Below are 18,131 nucleotides of genomic sequence, written 5' to 3' on the forward strand. Positions count from 1 at the left end.
AAGTAAGGCCACGCCGATCACGACTTCCTGTCGTACCGCAGCTCGCGACCCCAAGGATTTGCATCATGAACGATTTGCTCGTGGATATGGCCGCCCTTTACTTGCTCCTGTTCTCTCCGCTGATTCCGCCGCTGCTTGGCTGGGTCGCGGGAAAGGTAAGTGACATGATCCGCGAACGCGACGCTGATCACTAATGCGATGACGTCCGAACGGCCGCGATGCCCTCACGCGTGCGCACCCGCGGTCCTACCAGGTGCGGCGGCACTCTCTGCGTTCGCCGCCGGAGGCCAGCACCAGATCATGTGGCCAGTTCGGTTACCTGACCTCCGCGTCGGCCACGGCCGTGGTGCGCCGGCGATTCACGCCTTCGCCTGGACAGCTTCGACCAACGCATCGGCGGCGAGGCGACCAAGGCCGTTCGAGGCGAGGGGACTGTCCCCGGTGAGGAGCTTCCCGTCCTGGTGCACCTGGCCGGTCATCTTCTCGTTGACAACGGTCACTCCTTGCTTGCTCAGCAGATCGGCGACCAGCCACCGCAGCCGGCCGGGAAGGTAGCCGATGTCGATGTTCGGTCCTGTGTCGAGCGCGTCGGGAAAGACACAGACCGAGTAGCCCTTGAACGGCGATTCGTCCCTACCCAGCGAGGCGGCGAGCAATGCTGCCGGGCCATGGCAGAGGGTGATGATGAACTTGTCCTTGGACAACGCCCAGTCGAGAGTCTGCTGTACTGCCCGGCTGGTCGGCAAACCGACCACGGCCCCATGCCCGCCCGGGATGAACACCGCGAGGTAGTCCGAATCCGAGCCGAGCTCGTTGGCGACAACCTCGGAAAGCTTCTTGGGCTGCTTGAGCTTGGGCTTCAGCGCTTCGTAAGTCGCCAGAACGGCCTCGTCCTCGCTCGGCATGGCCCACAGTTCCAGCTTGGCCGGGTAGCCGGTGATCGTCGCGACGTCGACCTCGAAGCCCGCTTCCATCAGGTGGTGCAGTGGAAGCAGCATCTCGACCGGATGATTGCCGGTCGAGAACATCGTGCCGTTCTCCGTCAGAAGGTAGCGCTCCTCGGTCGCGATCATGAGGACCTTCCGCTTGCCTCTGGTGTAGGCGCCCTTGTGCTGCACTCCATCGAAGTCGGTCTTCGGCGACGTGTATTGACTCAGCGAGTACGGGGACGGAAAGAACGCGTTGTCCTCCGCCTCGTCCGGCGTGGGGTTCTTGCTCAGGTTCTCGGCAGTCATCGTTCGTCCTGCTTTCATTTGTGTTTCAGAATTTCTTGTCGGAGACAACGCGGCAGCATCGCAAGCCAACTTCTCGAAGTCATGCGTGCCGTCACTGCCTGCCAGGCCCTCATGTTAAACCGGAGCCATATGTCCCACAACTCAACCGGCTCCGCCGACGACCCGATGCCCGGCCTCGAATGGCGAGTTCCGGGACGCGGACGCCAATTTATTGTGGTCGGCCGACAACCTCGTTTGTCGGCCGACCACGAATTTTCGTTCGAGTCCGGTTGATTGTTGTTTCCCGTGCCACATGTCGAATGCGGCGGGAATGTGCTGGAAATTTCCGCTGTTGAGCCGCGCAGTCCGATCGCCGATCGAAGTGGAAGAGGGAGCAAGGTGAAGCACAACGGCTCTGATGTGCTCGACGGTGCTGGTGTGGCGAAAGAGGATGGTTCGGCGCGGCCACCTGCACGATCGGCGTTCGCGTTCTGGAGCGTCGCGGCGGCGATGGCGTTCGCGCTGGCGGCCAGCGCGGTGCCGTCCCCGCTCTACGTGGACTACCAGGCGCAGTGGAAGTTCTCCGCGGCGACGCTGACGGCCGTCTACGCGACCTACGCCGCCGGTGTCGTCGTGGCCCTTCTGCTCGCGGGCGGACTGTCCGACCGGGTCGGACGTCGTCCGGTGCTGGTCGTCAGCATCGCGGGTCTGGTCGTCAGCCTGCTCCTGTTCGTCTTCGCCGACGGTGTGGGGTGGCTCTACGCGGCTCGCGGATTGCAGGGACTGGCCACCGGTGTGTTCACCGGGGCCGCGGGAGGTGCGCTGGCCGAGCTGCACCCCCGCTCGGACCACCGGTTCGCTGCGACGGTGAACAGCACGTCGACATCGGCCGGGATCGCGGCCGGCGCCGTGGTCGCCGGCGCGTTGGCGGAGTTCGTCCCGTTCCCACTGCGGGCGCCGTACGTGCTGCTCGTGGTCATCGCGCTCGTACTGCTGAGCGCCATCGCGTGGCGCGTGCCGGAAACGGTGGAGCGCTCCGGCGGCGAGGCGGGTTTCCGCGTGCAGCGGTTGAAGGTTCCGGCCGAGATCCGCGGCCAGTTCGTCCTCGCATCGCTCGGGGTCTTCGCGGCATGGGCCGTAGCCGGTTTGTACCTCGGTCTGGGCGGCAGCATCGCCAAGGAGCTGCTGCAGGTGGACAACCACCTCGTCGTCGGGCTGGTGATCCTCAGCATGCAGGGTGTGGGTGGGCTCGCGCAGCTCGTGTTCACCAGGATGTCGAACGCGTCGGCGTCGATCGTGGGAAGCACGACGCTGATCGCAGGACTGCTCGTCACCGCCGTGTCACTGCCGCTGCTGAGCCCGGTGGTCTTCTTCGGGGGAGCGATCACGACCGGTGTCGGCTTCGGACTGACATTCATGGGAGCCACCCGGCGGGTGGTGCACGCGGCACCCGCCCACGCACGCGGTGAGACGCTCGCCGCCTACTTCGTCGTGGCGTACGTGGCGATCTCCGCACCGGTGGTCGTCGCCGGGTTCGTCGCGGCGCCGCTGGGGCTTGCCACCACGTTCTACCTGTTCGCTGCGACGATCGGACTCGCCGCAGCAAGCATGCTCGTAGGCACGCTCGTCAGGAGATAGTCCAGTGTGGACAGCCGTGTCGGCAACTGCACGGCTGTCCACACTACGCGACGACTGGGTGCCGTGTAGCTCCTCAGTTGCCGGGCCTATGGCCCCTCGGCGGGGCTCTGCGGAATCGACACGTCCCGGCAGCCGTCGCGGGCGGGGACGCCTGTGACGCGGGCGGCGAGCCATTCCACGCCGCGCTGCGGCACGAGCAGAGGCGCCAGGTGATCCACCCCGGTCAACCTCTCGAATTCCACCGCCGCGCCGTTGGCGCACCAGTCGCGGTAGAGCATGCGGCCGAGCTCGTACGGGACGACGGTGTCGGCATTGGCGTGGTAGACGTAGGCGGGCGCGCCTGGCTTGCCTGTGCCCAGCCGCGACTCGGCGAAGCGTTCCCGCCACTGCGGCAGGGCGAGGACGTCGGGCTCGGTGATGTCAGCCGTGGACGTGGTGCCGAATGTGGTGAGGTACTCGGCGTAGCACGACTGCTGGATCCGGTCCATGACGTGCTTGCCCTCGGCGGTCAGTTTCTCCTCGAGTTCGAGTTCCGGGTAGGCGGTGTCCAGACCTGACAGTGCCGCCAGCGCGAACCCGTCGCCGGCGGTGGCGTTCCCGTCGCCGTGGTCCATCCAGATGTTCATGTCGGTGAAGGTGCCGCCTGCCACGATGCCCTTGAGGTCGAGTTCGGGCGCGTAGCTCGGCTGCAGTTCGGCGGCCCATCCGGCGGCCTGACCGCCCTGGGAGTACCCGCCGATCCCGACGGGGGATGTTTCGGAGACGCCGGTGCCGGTCAGGCGGGTCGCCGCCCGGAGCGCGTCGAGCGCTTGGTGACCCTCCGCCCGGCCGACGAGGTACTCCGCGCGCCGCGGCGTGCCCTGCCCCTCGTAGTCGGTGAGGACTACCGAGATTCCCTTGAAGAGCAGTTGCTGCACCGGTACGGCCAGGTAGTCCGGGGCCTGGGGAGCGACCTGCGTTGGGTTGAGCTGTTTGGACTGCGCGCAGTGATCACCGAGTCCACGTGTGCCTGGTGTGACCACGACCAGCGGGTTGCGGGTGCCGGAAGTCCCCTTCGGGGTCAGAAGCGCGCCGGTGACGGGAACGGGCTCACCTGCGTTGTTCGACGACAGGTACATGATCTGGCGGACGGTTGCGTTCGGGTACAGCGGTGCGACGACCTCGCGGCTGCGGATCACGTCGCCGACGCGCCCGTCGGGGAGTGGCGAGGGCGGGACGTAGAAGGCGTCGCTGTCGGGCAGGGCTGGGCTCGCCGACGTTGGCGGCGCGACGGGCTGCCCGACCGCCGGCCCCGGTGGAACGGCTAACGCCAGCACGGCTGTCAACGCAACGGGGGCGACCTTCAAGGTGACACTTCGTTGTGGCACTTGGCTTTCCTCTCCTGGCGTCGGTCAGGTCGTCGGCTGGAGGACGATCTTGCCGATGTGTCGGCCGCTCTCCATCAGCCGATGCGCGTCCGCCGCGCGCTCCAGCGGGAACACCTCGTGCACGAGGGGCAGGCAGCGTCCGGCGGCGAGTGCGGGCCACACCTTGGCGCGGAGGTCGCCGGCGATGTCGGCCTTCTCCTGCGCGGTGCGGGAGCGCATCGTCGACCCGGTCAGAGTGGCCCGTTTGAGGGCGATCTTGAGCAGGTCGACCTTGTCGGCGACTTCGCCGCCGAGGAACCCGATCAGCAGGAGCGTCCCGTACCGGGAGAGCGTGGTGATGTTGCGTTCGAGGTAGGTGCCGCCCACGATGTCGACGATCACGTCGACGCCTTGGCCGCCGGTCCACTCGGACACGGCGTCGACGAAGTCCTCCTGGCGGAAGTCGATGGCCAGCTCGGCGCCGAACTCCAGTGCCGCCGCGCACTTCTCCGGGCCAGCGTCGGTGGCGCAGGCCCGGATGCCGAACTCCTTGGCGAGCATCAGCGCGGTCGAGCCGATGCCACTGGTGCCCCCGTGCACGAGCACAATGTCACCGGTCTTCGCCGCCGCGATGCCGAACAGATTCGCCCACACGGTGAAGAAGGTCTCCGGGATGGCCGCCGCGTGGATCGCGTCGACGCTGTCGGGGCGGGGGAGCGCTTGCGCGGCGGGCATGACGCAGTATTCCGCGTAGCCGCCCCCTTCTGTCAGTCCGAAGACCTTGTCGCCGATCGCGAACCCGGTGACACCCTCACCCAGGGCCACGACCTCCCCCGCGATCTCGAGCCCCGGGGTGGGATTGACGCCGGGAGGCATCGGGTACTCGCCCAGCCGTTGCATGACGTCCGGACGGTTGACCCCGGCCGCCTCGACCTGCACGAGCACTTCCTGCTCGCTCGGAGTGGGTATCGCGACAGTTCGTGGCTGCAGCACGTCGGGGTCTCCGGGGCGGGTAATGGCCACTTCGGTCATGACGTCCGGCATCGGCTGGTGACTCATGCTGGATCTCCTTCTCATGCAATGGTTGTTGTCGCCGACGCCGCCGGGTCGATGGGTACGTCGCGCGTGTCCTTCATGGCGAGTAGGCAGCAGGTGCTGAGGACGCCGAGCGCTGAGAGGAAGTAGGCCACTCCCATCCCGCCGAACATGGCAACCAGCGGTGGTGCCACCAGCAGCGGCAGGGCGCCGCCGAGGATGCCGGCCAGGTTGTAGCTCATTCCCGCGCCCGTGTAGCGGTAGCGGGTGCGGAACAGTTCCGGCAGGTAGGCGGCGGCCGGCCCGTACGGGATGCCCAGGACCAGCATCAGCAGCGCCATCGCGATGAAGAAGGAGACGGCGTCGCCCGGTCGCATGATGAGGAATGCCAGTGGGCCCGCGACGATCCCGAAGATGGCGCCGACCAGCAGCACGCGGCGGCGGCCGATGCGGTCCGAGAGCATTGCCGAGACGATCACAGCGGCTGACAGCACCACTGCGGCTAGGATGTCGACGACCAGGATGGTCGGCTGCGAGAGGCCGAGAGTGCCGGTGCCTTCGGCCTGCCCGGCGTAGCCGGTGAGGAACACGACGGCGGTGTAGAACGAGCCGAATGTCATCGACAGCATGCCGCCGCCGAGCAGCACCTGCCGCCACTGCTCGCGCAGCACGTCCACGAAGGGCAGCTTGACCTGCTCCTTGCGCAACGCCGCATTCCTGAACGCGGGCGTCTCCGCGATCCGCAGCCGCACGTACAGGCCGACCGCGATCAGCACCGCGCTGGCCAGGAACGGGATCCGCCAGCCCCAGGCGACGAACGCCTCTGGGCTCAACGCCAGCGCGGAGATGAGGAAGGTGGCGCTGGACAACGCTACGCCGAAGCCTGGACCGAGCTGGGGGAACATGCTGTAGAGGCCGCGGCGCTCGGCGGGCGCATACTCCGACGTCAGCAGCGCTGCCCCGGCCCATTCCCCACCGAGCGCCAACCCCTGCACCGCCCTGAGCAGCAGCAACAGGAGCGGGGCGGCCGCACCGGCGACCGCCGAGGTCGGCACGAGACCGATCGCGAACGTCGCCCCGCCCATCATGAGCAGCGTGGTGACGAGGGTGCGTTTCCGTCCTAGCCGGTCACCGTAGTGGCCGAACACGATCGCGCCGAGGGGGCGGAAGAGGAACGCGACACCGAAGGTCGCGATGGCCGCGACCGTCGCCGCCGCCGGACCGAGGGACGGGAAGAACAGCGGGCCGAACACCAGAGCAGCGGCGGTGCCGTAGATCAGGAAGTCGTAAAACTCGATCGTGGTGCCGACCAGCGAGGCGATAGCGATCCGCCCCATCGGACGGCGTGGGTGCGCCTGCGTGCCGGGCGGCCGTAGCGTCGATCTTCCGGAACTCATTCAGGACCTCGCAGAGGTGCGTGAGGGCTTTCGGGTAGCAGCCGACTATCCCGGCGTACGACCGGCGAGACACGATGATCGGCCCACAAGCCCTCGCGGATCGTCTTGTCGTTGAGCAACATATCCACGTTCAGCCGACAAGGTGTGGAGCCAGGCGGTTGCCTACTCCGCTGGTCGACATCCTGCACGTATCCCGAGGATCTGCCGTTCCGATAGCTGACGGCTGAGCGGTCGTCGACCGGCGACTTGTGAATCAGCCACGCTTGACTTTGTGGTTTGCTCACTATCGTGGCGCGCGCCCGCCACGCCACGATGAAGCCTCCTCATCCACTTTGCGGAGGTTCGCATGCTCAACCTTGCCGTTCTCCTCGAGGACGCGGCGCGCAGCTTCCCCGAGCGTGACGCGGTCGTGCTCGACGGCTGGCGCATGTCCTACCTCGAGCTCGACGCAGCCGCGAACCAGGTCGCCAACGGGCTCGTGGCACGCGGCATCAAGCCCGGGGACACTGTCGCGCTGAGCTGCCCGAACCTGCCGCACTTCCCGATTGTCTACTACGGAGTCCTCAAGGCCGGGGCCACCGTCGTGCCGCTGAACGTGCTGCTCACCGAGCGGGAGATCGCCTACCACCTCGCCGATTCAGGGGCGAAGGCGTACTTCTGCTTCGAAGGCACGGATGAACTGCCGCTCGCTCGCAGCCACCTCGCCGCGTTCGAAGCCACCGAGGGCTGCCGGCACTTCGTGCTGATCACAACCGACCCCACCGGTACGTCGCCGATCCCGCAGGTGGATTCGCTGGCCGAGTTCACGCACGGCCAGCCGATCGAGTTCGATACCGCGCAGACTCGCGAAACCGACACCGCTGTAGTGCTCTACACCAGCGGTACCACCGGCAAGCCGAAGGGTGCCGAGCTGACCCACAGCAACATGGTGCACAACGCGCTGCTGGCGAACCGGCAGTTCGGGCACCATCCCCACGACGTCCACCTGGTCGCGCTGCCGCTGTTCCACTCGTTCGGCCAGAGCGTGCAGTTGAACGCCGGAATCGCGAGCGGAGCGACGATCGTGCTGCTGCCTCGCTTCGCTCCCGAGCGGGCGCTCGCGACGATGCAGCGCGAGCGCGTGACGGTCTTCGCGGGCGTGCCGACGATGTACTGGGCTCTCCTCTCGCTGGAATCGGTGGAGCGATTCGACCTCGCCGCGATCGCGAGCAACCTACGGATGAGTTTGTCCGGCGGCGCCGCCCTGCCGGTCGAGGTGCTCCGGGGGTTCGAGCAGCGGTTCGGGGTGCCGATCCTCGAGGGCTACGGCCTGTCGGAGACCAGCCCGGTCGCGACGTTCAACCGCACCGGGGAGCAACGCCGCCCCGGGTCGATCGGACTGCCGATGTGGGGCGTCGAGGTGCGAGTGCGCCGGCCCGACGGGACGCAGGCCGCGGTTGATGAACCCGGCGAGATTTGCATCCGGGGGCACAACGTGATGAAGGGCTATCTGAACCGGCCGGAAGCCACGGCGAAGGCCATCGACGAGCACGGCTGGTTCCACACCGGCGACGTCGCCACCCGCGACCGGGACGGTTACCTCTACATCGTCGACCGGGTGAAGGACATGATCATCCGCGGCGGATTCAACGTCTATCCCCGCGAAGTCGAAGAAGTGCTGCTCACCCATCCCGGCGTCAGCCTTGCAGCCGTGCTCGGTGTGCCACATGAGAGTCACGGCGAAGAGGTCAAGGCCTTCGTCATCCGGGAACCCGGAGCCGAGCTCGACGAGCAACAGCTTCTGGCGTGGTGCAAGCAGAACATGGCGGCCTACAAGTACCCGCGGATCATCGAGTTCCGCGACAGCTTTCCGATGACCGCCACCGGCAAGATCCTCAAACGCGAACTGGTGCCGTGACCGGACCCCGGCGTGCCGCCGCGCGAGGACGACTGGAAGGAACCGAGAAACCAGATGGGCGAGACCACAACGTCAGGTCGAGCAGATGTCCGAGAGCTCGTCAAACCCGAGCGGCTCGGTCCGATGCTCGCGTGTACCACGGGCGATCAGGCATGGCTGGATCTGACCGCGACGCTGATCGCCGGAGGCAAGTCGAACCTGACCTTCGAGCTCACCAGCGAGGCGGGGGAACTGATCCTGCGCCGACCGCCCACTGGTGACCTCCTGCCCAGCGCCCACGACATGGGACGCGAAGCACGAGTCCAACGGGCTCTGGCGAACACCTCGGTTCCTGTGCCGCGGGTCATCGCACGAGAGGAGACCGCCGACGTCATCGGTGCGCCGTTCTACGTCATGGCGAAGGTAGCGGGCCACGTCATCCGTGGCGAGCTGCCGACGGGCTACGCCGACACCGCACCGGAGCGGGAAGCAATGGCGAACGCCCTGATCGACGTCCTCGCCGACGTGCACGCCGTCGATCCGGAAGCGGCCGGCCTTGCCGGATTCGGCCGTCCAGACGGCTTCCTGACGCGGCAGGTGCGCCGGTGGCAGGGTCAGTGGGAGGCCAGCCGGACCGCCGAGGTGCCCGCCGTCGACACCCTGGGCCGTGAACTCGCCGCGCGGCTGCCGGCGAGCCACGCACCGACGATCGTGCACGGTGACTTCCGGCTGGACAACTGCCTGATGAGTAGCGACGGTCCCGGCACCGTGGCCGCCGTGCTCGACTGGGAGCTGTCCACCCTGGGCGATCCGCTGACCGACCTCGGGTTGCTGCTGTTCTACTGGCGGGAGCCGGGGGAGCCGCAGCGGGCGCTCAGCCCCACGGTCACCTCGCTGCCGGGCTTTCCCCGCAGGGCCGACCTCGTCGAACGCTACGCGGCACGGACCGGAAGGGACCTCGCGGGCATCCGCTACTACGAGGCGTTCTCGCACTTCAAATTCGCGGTGATCGCGCAGGGAATCGCGGCCCGGGTCGCCGCGGGCGCTATGGCAGGCCAGGACTTCGGCGATCTGGACGAGGAGATCGTCCGCATCGCCGAGGAAGGACTGGAGATGCTCATCGGAGGTGGTCGCTGATGCCCGTGCTCGACGCGTTCCGTCTCGATGGGAAGGTCGCGGTGGTGACCGGGGCGAGCTCCGGTCTCGGCGCGGGGTTCGCGCGGGCGCTCGCCGCCGCGGGTGCCGACCTCGTCCTCGGCGCGCGCAGGGAGGACCGGCTGGCAGAGGTCGCGCGACAGGTCGAGGCGGCTGGCCGCGAGGTCGTCACTAGGCGCACCGACGTCTCCGAGCCGGACGACTGCGCAGCAGTCGTCACAGCCGGTATGAACACCTTCGGCCGGATCGACATCCTGGTGAACAACGCAGGCATCGGCACCGCGGTGCCGGCGTTGCGGGAGACGCCCGACGAGTTTCGCCGTGTGGTCGACGTCAACCTCATGGGTGCCTACTGGATGGCGCAAACCTGTGCACGGGTGATGCGACCCGGCTCCAGCATCGTCAACATCGCCAGTGTGCTCGGCCTGATCACATCCTTCGCACCGCAAGCCGCCTACACCGCCAGCAAGGCCGGGCTGATCGGACTCACTCGCGACCTCGCCCAGCAATGGACCGGACGCAAGGGGATCAGGGTCAACGCGATCGCACCCGGCTACTTCGCCAGCGAGATGTCCGCCGTAGTGCCCCAGGAGCAGCTCGGCCGGTTCCTACAACAGACTTCGCCACTCGGCCGACTCGGCGAGCAGCACGAACTCGACCCCGCCGTGGTTTTCCTCGCCAGCGACGCCTCTTCCTACATCACCGGAATCACGCTGCCCGTCGACGGCGGGATGTCAGGTCACTGATCAGCAAGGAGCACCACGATGGACTTCGCCCTCTCCGCCAAGGCACAGGACACCTGTGACCGTATGTGGGACTTCATGCGCGAGCATGTTTTCCCGGCCGAAGCGGTTTACGCACAGTGGCGCGAGGAGAACGGCGAACACGAGCACCCGCCGGTGGTCGAGCACCTCAAGGCCGAGGCCAAGAAGCGCGGGTTGTGGAACCTGTTCCTGCCGCACCTGTCGGGTCTGTCGAACCTGGAGTACGCCAGTGTCGCTGAGATCTCTGGCTGGTCACCGGTCATCGCGCCCGAGGCGATCAACTGCCAGGCGCCGGACACCGGGAACATGGAGATGCTGCACCTGTTCGGCACGCACGAGCAGAAGGCGCGGTGGCTCGAACCCTGCTCGCCGGCGACATCCGCTCGGCGTTCGCGATGACGAACCCGCCGTTGCCAGCTCCGACGCCCGCAACATCACCACGTCCATCGTGTGCGACGGCGACGACTACGTCATCAACGGCCGCAAATGGTGGACCAGCGGCGCCGCCGACGAGCGCTGCGCGCTCTTCATCGTGATGGGCAAGACCGACCCTGACGCACCGGAACAGCGGCAGCAGTCCATGGTCCTCGTACCGCGGGACACACCCGGGCTGACGATCGAGCGGCACCTACCGCTGTTCGGCTACCAGGACCAGCACGGGCACTCCGAGATCGTGATCGACGACGTCCGCGTTCCGGTCGGTAACCGGCTCGCCGGAGAGGGCGAGGGCTTCATGATCGCCCAAGCCCGGCTGGGGCCGGGCCGGATCCACCACGCCATGCGTGCGATCGGGATGGCCGAGCGAGCCCTGGCCCTCATGGTCGGGCGGGCCAAGTCCCGGGTGGCCTCCGGCGGTCCGCTGGCCGATCAGGGCGTGGTGCGAGACCTCATCGCCCAGTCCCGCATCGACATCGAGCAGGCCCGCCTGCTGGTGCTGAATACCGCCTGGCTCATCGACCAGTACGGCGCGAAGGGCGCGCAGACGGAGATCGCCGCGGTCAAGGTGGCCGCTCCCGCCATGGCCACCGCCGTGATCGACCGCGCCATCGAGGTCTTCGGCGGCGCCGGGGTCAGCGATGACGCTCCGCTGGCCTACTTCTACAGCTGGGCCCGCGTCCTGCGCATCGTCGACGGACCCGACGCCGTGCACCGGCGCTCGGTCGCACGGCAGGAACTCGCGAGGGAGCGGCCATTCGCGGGATGATCCACCCGTGGCGGGAGTTGTGACGGTGTGGCGGCGGGTTCCAGACCCGCCGCCACACTTCCTGCTGTCGCTGTTCGGTGATTCAGCTGAGCTGCTTGACCACCGCGTCGGCAACGGCTCCGGCGCTGCCCGGGTTCTGCCCGGTGATCAGGTTTTCGTCTTCGACCACATAGGTTTCGAACGGCTTGTCGGCCACCGTGTACGCGGCTCCGCGCTTCTTCAGCTCGTCCTGCAAGCTGTAGGGGACGGCGCGTTCCCGCTGGGCAAGTTCCTCCTCTGGCCAGGAGAAGCCGGTGACGTTCTTGCCGTGGATCAGGTATTCGCCGTTGGACAGCTTGGCGCTGAGCAGTCCGCACGGGCCGTGGCAGACCGCCGAGACGACCTTGCCTGACTCGTGGAACTCGCGAATCAGCTCGGCGAGGCGGTCGCTTTGCGGGAAGTCGTACATCACGCCGTGACCACCGGTGAGATAGATGGCGTCGAAGTCGGTGGCGTCGACCTCGGCCACGGACTTCGTGCTCGTCAGGAGGTTCATGAACTCCCGGTCGGCGTAGCGCTTCGCGGTGCCCAGTTCGGCCAGGAAGTCGTGGGAGAGGCTTTCCGGGTCGATCGGGACGTACCCGCCGTCGATGCTGGCGATGACGGAGGTGAACCCGGCCCGTTCGACGACGTCGTAGAAGTGCGTCAGCTCGCCGAGCCACAGCCCGGTGCGGAATCCGACCTCCTCGTACTCGCCGATGCTGGTGACGATGATCAGAATGCGATTGGTGTTGGCCATGAATGTTTTCCTGTTCCAGGTTGGGATTTTCGATTGACGTTGCGCGAATGCCGTGTTCGTTTTCCTGCGTCCAGGACTTGCGATCGAATGCTTCTGTTCCCTGCCGTGGTTCAGGTGACAGGTATTCCGGCTCGCACATCTGCATGCTTGCAAAGGAAGAGGCCCGATGCGAATGTGCTCACGTCAGATCTCGACACCTCATGCGCCTGACCACCCGTTTTGCCAATGGCCTTGGTGGGCGACATAACTCATCCTGTTCGCGGTGACATTCGTGGTGGATCACAGCGGTCGTCGGCGGTGCTGGTGGTAGGCCTCCAACGCGACGGCGAGGTCGGCCACGTCGTGGGGACGGGTCAAGGAGCGATGAGTCAGTTCGTGGAGGCGCCGAAGCCGGTAGCGCACCGTGTTCGGGTGGCAGTACAGCTGCTGCGCGGCGTTGTCCGCCGAACCGTCGTGGTCGAACCACGTCTGGAGGGTGTCGAGCAGTGCATCGCGGTCCTGCGCTGGGAGCGCGAGCACCGGACCGAGGACTTGCTCGACTATGCGGTCGCCTTCGTCCGCACTGTGCGCCAGCAGGCCGGTTAGCGGCCTACCCCCGAGCACGGAGACCTCCACGGCATCCTCCGGAAGCCGATGCAGCGCTGCGCATGCGAGACGAACCGCACGTGCCGTTTCCGCCACGGCGTGGTAGATCGGGCTCACGCCCGTTCGCGCGGTGGCGGTCGTGCGCAGCACTTCGACCAGGTTGTTGAACATGCCCTCCCGGAGAACGACGACGCCCGTCTGCGCGACCGGTGTCATGCGCCAGACCGAGTGGAGTCCCAGTCGTGCGAGCCGGCGTTCGATGCCGGGCAGGCTTTCCTCCGCACCGCGCAACGGCTCGGCAGCGACGAGCACGAGATCACCGCGTCGCGGAAGATCGAACAGCTTGGCTACCTCCCACGGAGTGGTTCCCCGGACGGGCTGGCCGGTGAACAGCGACTCCAGCAACGCTGCTCGTTGCTGTCGACGCCGTTCGGAGTGATGGACCTCGGCTGCCCGGTACGACTCGGTCAGCGCCGTCGCGTAGTCGTCGTTGAGCTGCCACAACACCGTGGTTACTGACAAAAGAGATTCCAGCGGAAGGGAATCCGGATCCTGGCGAGCTGCGTCGGCGAACTGCTCCCACACCGCGGTGAACAGAATCCGGTAGGCGCCGAGCACATCGTTCAAGGGCACGCCTTGGCGTGCGCGGCGGCGACCTGTGCCGTGCACAACGGAGAAGTCGTGGCGACGGTCCGGCGCGCCGATCGCGTCCAGCAGCGCTCTCAGGTTGCGCTCGACAGACCGGCGCAGCTCGACGAACGGGACAAGCTTGCCCTCGCGGTAGACATCGATCTCCTTGGCGGTCAACGCCAACGCGTAGTCGGCCAGGTGCGAAAGCTGCGACATCACCCGAGCGGACAGGTCGCCGAGGTCGGTCCGTTGCACCCCGCATCCCCCTCCTGGTGGGTTCGAGGTTGGTGGAAAACAACGACTATCCCTCGCGCAACGGCGCGGCACACGATGGTCGAACCACCGATCTCGCAAGATCTCTTTGTGGTTGAACCACAAATGAGTGCTACGGTCGTGTCGGGACCATACGCGGACGACAGGACGTGACATGCCGCGGGAACAGAACTCCGGTGCCGAACGCGGCCCGGTGTCGGACAGCGGTCGAGCCGTCGCACTGGTCAAGGAGTCGCTGGACGACCTGGTGGCGGCAGCGGCGGAGGCCGTGTGGGAACAGGTTCCGGCCTATCGGAAGAGCCCGGACCCGGATCTCCGCGACGAGCTCGGCGCGCACATCGAAGCGATTTTCAGAACCCTGGTGGCCTGTCTGGAGGAGGGACGTCCGGCGACACCCCAGGACTTCCCGAGCACTGGTGAGCACGCCGCGCGACGGGTGCGCCAGGGCGTCTCGCTGTCCGATTTCCTGCGAGCTTTCCGGATCTCCCAAGGCACGCTGTGGAGGGGTGTGCTGGATGCCGCTCGGAGCGATTCCCGGATGCGGGAGGCCGCGCTGGAGATCGTCGCCGAGCTGATGCGGGTGATCGAAGTCGGCAGCTCGGTCGCCGGCGAGGCGTACCTGGCCGCCCAGCAGCACCAGGTCGCCGACGCGGACCGGGTGGCCCGCGATCTGCTGGAAGACCTGATCAGCGGCCGGACGATCCCGGCCGGACCGAAGCAGGACGTCCTGCGCGCGGCGGGCCTGGACCGGGCGGCGAGCTTCGTCGTCGCGACCGCCACGCCGGTTTCGGCCCTGCCCGAGGACCTGCACTTGCGCGACGTCGTAAACATCGTTCGCAGAGCTGGTAAAGCGCTCACCGTCATGCGCCAGGACGAGGTGGTCAGCATCGCGCCGGTCACCGGTGACGTGCGCCCCGCCATCGACGCCTTCGAGGCCACGCTCACCGAGCTCTCGCGCAGGGAAGTGGCCCTGTCGCTGGGAATCAGCACCGTGCACGCAGGACTGGGTGACGTGCCAGGAGCCTACTCCGAAGCGCGCCTCGCACGCGAAAACCTCGGCGGCACATCAGGAGTTGTCGCGCTGCCGAGACTGTCCACTTTCGACTACCTCGTGTTTCGCGATGATCCGATCGCACTGCGGCTCATCCGGCCGGAACTGCGTTCCTTCGTAGAAGAGGACGCGGCGAAGGGCAGCGCCCTCATCGAGACCCTGCTGGAATACGCCTCGAGCGACCTCAACGCGAAGGCCGCCGCGCAGCGCTTGCACGTCCACGTGAACACCACGTACTACAGGCTGGAGCGGATCGCCGAACGCACCGGGCGCGACCTGCGGCGCGTCGCGGACGTCATCGAGTTGCTGATCGCGGTACGACTGCTCACCCAACGGACACCCACGAGGGATTCGAGGCAGGGTTCCAACGGCTGAGGTTGACCCGTACCGGCACCGCGCCAGTACGGGTCTCATCCTCGAGTAACGTGAGGATGAGATGGCGAACCAGTGCGGTCGTGCCTGCGCCGGTCGGCCCGGGCGCTCCAGCAGCCTGAAGGGACCGCTTCGTATCGGAATCGCTCTGATTGCCTGTCGAACTCTGACATGAGCTAAAGGTTGGCCCGTAATCACGGGTCTGTGGCGGTAGTGGATCACGGGCTGGTGCAGGTGATCGGGTTGACCAGCCGGGATGGATACCGACGCCCCCGCCCTGCTGTGGGCGGCCATCGTGCTCCCCAGCGTCCTCGGCTGAGTCCCGAGTCACCCACCGTAAGGAGAGATCGTGCTGTTCATGGTTGAGATGGACGTCAATCTGCCGAGGGATCTGCCTGTCGCCACCGCCGACGGCGACAGCGGCGAGGTTGGCGTCGAGTCTGCCGAGGCCTGCGCCACAGGAACCGGAACGATGCGGCGCGTTCGCCGAGGTCGGTGAGGAGATTGCGGGCAACCTGGGCGGTCCAGGCACCAGTCGGGTGGGCGGTGACCCCGAGGATGTGCACGGTGCGGGTGCGAACCTCCATCACGAATAGGACGTACAGTCGGCGAAGGCTGATGGTGTCGACGTGGAAGAAATCGACGGCGAGCAGGCCGGATGCCTGAGCGTGGAGGAAACTGCGCCATGAGGTGTCGGCTTCGCGTGGAGCGGGGCCAAGGCGAGAGTTCTGGAGGATGCGGCGGATGGTGCCCGCGCCCACGTGATGCCCGAGGCCGACCAGTTCGCCTTGGATGCGCCGATGGCCCCACCTGGGATTTTCTCGGGCCAGGCGGACGATCAGGTCGCGGAGTTCGGTGGTGATCGGTGGGCGACCAGGCCGTGAGGGATAGGTCCACTTGTTGGCGATCAGACGCCGGTGCCAGGCCAGGAGAGTGTCGGTGTGACGATCCGGGCCCGTCGCAGGGCGCGGGGAAGTAAGAGGGCCAGCGCGGACAGAGTTGCTCGATCCGGCCATGACAAACGAGGTCGGCGCTTCAGTTGGCGGCAGTAATACTGCCACTTCATGTCGCAGAACCAGGATTTCGGCGTCCTTGGCCGCGGTACGCCGGGCGACCAGTCTCAGCCATGCGAACACCGTTACCGACGCCAGGTACATCAGTCGAAACACCATGATCGGCGATCATGGCCTGATCGCGGCGGTCAACGAACCCCCTGGTCGCGGCCCACAAATAAGTTGTGGCACGGTACAGGCGCCGGTGGACGAACTCGACCTTCACGGTGCTGTTGAACGCTTCGGCGGCGGCGTTGTCCAGGGCTGATCCGACCCGACCCATCGATTGCGTGATACCCAACGCCTGGCAGGTCCTGCCGGTGACCGTGGCGGTGTACTCGGACCCGCGGTCGGAATGGAAGATCACCCCGTCGACCTGACCGCCGCGGGTGGTGGCGGCCATCCGCAGGGACGCGGTCACCAGCGCCGAGTCGTGGTGGGCCGACATCGCATAGCCCAGCATCCGCCGAGAGAACAGGTCCTCGGTCGTGGCGAGGTAGAGCGGTCCCTCATCGGTGTCGATCTGGGTGAGATCACCGCACCACAACACATCCGGAGCCACCGCGGTGAACTTCCGGCGCACCAAATCCCTTGCCACGGGCCGTTTTCCGGACCGGGTCAACGACCGCCGCCGTTTGACCGCACGGCTGGCCAGGCCGAGTTCGGCCCTCCGTGCCGCCACGGTGTTTCTCGGAAACCTTCCAGCCGGCTTCCCGAAGATCGTCGGTGATCCGGGGGCTGCCGTAGGTGCCACCCGAGGCGGTGAACAGCGCCTGGACCTGCTCATCCAGCTGTGCGCGCCGCTGCTCACGCCGGGTGGGGTTGCGGTTGATCCATTTGTAGAACCAGGACTGCGAGACTCCTAGCGCTCGGCAGGCGATCGCGTGCGGAACGCCGAAACCGGTCCTCTGGAACGCGATGAGCTCCGCCTCGATCACTGGTTCATCGCATCCTTGACCCACAGGACCACGGAGCGCTTGAGGACATCACGCTCCATCTCCAACTCCGTTTTCTCCTTGTACCACGCGGCTTTCTCTGCCCGCAACCGCGTCAGCTCCGCGCGCTCGGCCTCATCCAGCTCACCCTGCTCCCTCTCGGCGCGGCCACGATCAGTCACCCAGTTATGCAGCGTGTAGGGGCTAACGCCCAACTCCCGCGGACCTGCGCGACCGGCTTCCCGGTCTCCTCCACGATCCGCACCGCGCCCGCCCGGAACTCCGGATCGAACCGACGCCTCTTGTCTCCCACGACCTGATCATCTCTTCCCAGTTCAGGTCTCCACGCTACGAGGGGAAGCACAACGCGGAGAGAACGCAGCGAACACAATTCAGACTGCGGTGGCGACGTCGGCGGGCTCGTCGTCGGGCATCAGAGTGAGCGCGAGCTGGTGGAGTATCTCCGGGCGTGCCCGGTAGTAGATCCAGGTTCGGCGGCGCTCGCCTTCGATGAGTCCGGCTTCGCGAAGGACCTTGAGGTGGTGCGAGATCGTCGGGCCCGACAGATCGAACGCTTCAGTGAGGTCGCAGACGCAGGCCTCGCCGTTCTCATGTGACGCGATCAGCGACAGCAGCCGGAGGCGAACGGGGTCGGCCATAGCTTTGAACGTCTTGGCGAGAAGCTCGGCGCCCTCGGTTGAAAGCGGGTATGCCGTCAGCGGGCCGCGGTAGCAGCCCGGGCTGACGGACACGCTGCGTTGTCGGTCAGGCACAGATCGACCTTGGCTGAAACGCCGCCGTGTGGGCAAGCGTTTTCACGAACATT

Annotated in this window: 16 protein-coding genes and 2 pseudogenes; 7 read left to right on the forward strand and 11 right to left on the reverse strand. The window is 66.8% G+C overall.

Features of this window, described 5'->3' with window-relative positions; genetic code table 11:
• The first annotated feature begins 65 nt into the window (after positions 1–65).
• Complete coding sequence (locus tag HUO13_RS38065) at positions 66–194, forward strand: hypothetical protein (protein WP_282976561.1); 129 nt, start codon at positions 66–68, stop codon at positions 192–194.
• A 165-nt stretch (positions 195–359) separates the two neighbouring features.
• On the opposite strand, the gene hchA is transcribed toward HUO13_RS38065, so the two are convergent.
• Positions 360–1,235, reverse strand: a complete 876-nt coding sequence (gene hchA, locus HUO13_RS14370) for a glyoxalase III HchA (RefSeq protein ID WP_211901864.1) — start codon at positions 1,233–1,235, stop codon at positions 360–362.
• Positions 1,236–1,652: 417 nt separating this feature from the next.
• Here hchA and HUO13_RS14375 point away from each other — a divergent pair, with 417 nt between their 5' ends.
• Positions 1,653–2,852 (forward strand): MFS transporter, encoded by a 1,200-nt coding sequence (locus HUO13_RS14375; RefSeq protein ID WP_211901865.1) that lies wholly within the window; start codon positions 1,653–1,655, stop codon positions 2,850–2,852.
• A gap of 86 nt (positions 2,853–2,938) precedes the next feature.
• Here HUO13_RS14375 and HUO13_RS14380 read toward each other — a convergent pair whose 3' ends face one another.
• From HUO13_RS14380 to HUO13_RS14390, 3 genes are read right to left on the reverse strand one after another with little or no spacing between them, the layout of a single operon-like run.
• Positions 2,939–4,219, reverse strand: a complete 1,281-nt coding sequence (locus tag HUO13_RS14380; RefSeq protein WP_211901866.1) for a lipase family protein — start codon at positions 4,217–4,219, stop codon at positions 2,939–2,941.
• Positions 4,220–4,243: 24 nt separating this feature from the next.
• Positions 4,244–5,257, reverse strand: a complete 1,014-nt coding sequence (locus tag HUO13_RS14385; RefSeq protein ID WP_211901867.1) for an NAD(P)H-quinone oxidoreductase — start codon at positions 5,255–5,257, stop codon at positions 4,244–4,246.
• 14 nt (positions 5,258–5,271) lie between these two features.
• The gene (locus tag HUO13_RS14390; RefSeq protein ID WP_249124795.1) at positions 5,272–6,570 is read right to left on the reverse strand and encodes an MFS transporter; all 1,299 of its coding nucleotides are present in this window, start codon (positions 6,568–6,570) and stop codon (positions 5,272–5,274) included.
• A gap of 406 nt (positions 6,571–6,976) precedes the next feature.
• On the opposite strand from HUO13_RS14390, the gene HUO13_RS14395 reads away from it, so the two are divergent.
• The 4 genes and pseudogenes from HUO13_RS14395 (at position 6,977) to HUO13_RS14410 (ending at position 11,629) form a co-directional block, all read left to right on the forward strand.
• Complete coding sequence (locus HUO13_RS14395; protein WP_211901869.1) at positions 6,977–8,527, forward strand: long-chain-fatty-acid--CoA ligase; 1,551 nt, start codon at positions 6,977–6,979, stop codon at positions 8,525–8,527.
• 123 nt (positions 8,528–8,650) lie between these two features.
• Positions 8,651–9,643 (forward strand): phosphotransferase family protein, encoded by a 993-nt coding sequence (locus HUO13_RS14400; RefSeq protein WP_211901870.1) that lies wholly within the window; start codon positions 8,651–8,653, stop codon positions 9,641–9,643.
• Entirely contained in the window at positions 9,643–10,407 is a 765-nt protein-coding gene (locus HUO13_RS14405; RefSeq protein ID WP_211901871.1) for an SDR family NAD(P)-dependent oxidoreductase, read from the forward strand. Before HUO13_RS14400 ends, HUO13_RS14405 begins: the two co-directional genes overlap by 1 nt.
• 18 nt (positions 10,408–10,425) lie before the next feature.
• Positions 10,426–11,629: pseudogene (locus tag HUO13_RS14410) on the forward strand (acyl-CoA dehydrogenase family protein).
• 82 nt (positions 11,630–11,711) lie between these two features.
• Here HUO13_RS14410 and HUO13_RS14415 read toward each other — a convergent pair.
• Entirely contained in the window at positions 11,712–12,407 is a 696-nt protein-coding gene (locus HUO13_RS14415) for a type 1 glutamine amidotransferase domain-containing protein (protein WP_211901872.1), read from the reverse strand.
• 279 nt (positions 12,408–12,686) lie between these two features.
• Positions 12,687–13,877 carry a PucR family transcriptional regulator gene (locus HUO13_RS14420; protein ID WP_211901873.1) on the reverse strand — a complete coding sequence of 397 codons (1,191 nt, stop codon included), beginning with the start codon at positions 13,875–13,877 and terminating at the stop codon, positions 12,687–12,689.
• Between the two features lie 172 nt (positions 13,878–14,049).
• On the opposite strand from HUO13_RS14420, the gene HUO13_RS14425 reads away from it, so the two are divergent.
• On the forward strand, positions 14,050–15,321 hold the full coding sequence (locus HUO13_RS14425) for a PucR family transcriptional regulator (RefSeq protein ID WP_211901874.1): 1,272 nt from the start codon (positions 14,050–14,052) through the stop codon (positions 15,319–15,321).
• A gap of 371 nt (positions 15,322–15,692) precedes the next feature.
• Here HUO13_RS14425 and HUO13_RS37390 read toward each other — a convergent pair whose 3' ends face one another.
• The 5 genes and pseudogenes from HUO13_RS37390 to HUO13_RS14445 form a co-directional block, all read right to left on the reverse strand.
• A complete protein-coding gene (locus tag HUO13_RS37390; RefSeq protein ID WP_249124796.1) occupies positions 15,693–16,490 on the reverse strand; it encodes a helix-turn-helix domain-containing protein in 798 nt (265 codons plus the stop codon).
• Positions 16,381–17,157: an IS3 family transposase gene (locus tag HUO13_RS14435; protein WP_249124797.1), complete on the reverse strand. Its 777-nt coding sequence runs from the start codon at positions 17,155–17,157 to the stop codon at positions 16,381–16,383. The genes HUO13_RS37390 and HUO13_RS14435 overlap by 110 nt, the downstream gene beginning before the upstream one ends.
• A pseudogene (locus HUO13_RS37395) lies at positions 17,069–17,332 on the reverse strand (IS3 family transposase); the annotation flags it as partial. The pseudogene HUO13_RS37395 and the gene HUO13_RS14435, both read right to left, overlap by 89 nt.
• The gene (locus HUO13_RS14440) at positions 17,305–17,487 is read right to left on the reverse strand and encodes a hypothetical protein (protein WP_211901876.1); all 183 of its coding nucleotides are present in this window, start codon (positions 17,485–17,487) and stop codon (positions 17,305–17,307) included. The pseudogene HUO13_RS37395 and the gene HUO13_RS14440, both read right to left, overlap by 28 nt.
• Before the next feature lie 210 nt (positions 17,488–17,697).
• The gene (locus HUO13_RS14445) at positions 17,698–18,078 is read right to left on the reverse strand and encodes an ArsR/SmtB family transcription factor (RefSeq protein WP_432757838.1); all 381 of its coding nucleotides are present in this window, start codon (positions 18,076–18,078) and stop codon (positions 17,698–17,700) included.
• Positions 18,079–18,131: the final 53 nt, after the last annotated feature.

This window comes from Saccharopolyspora erythraea, assembly GCF_018141105.1.
GTDB lineage: Bacteria > Actinomycetota > Actinomycetes > Mycobacteriales > Pseudonocardiaceae > Saccharopolyspora_D > Saccharopolyspora_D erythraea_A.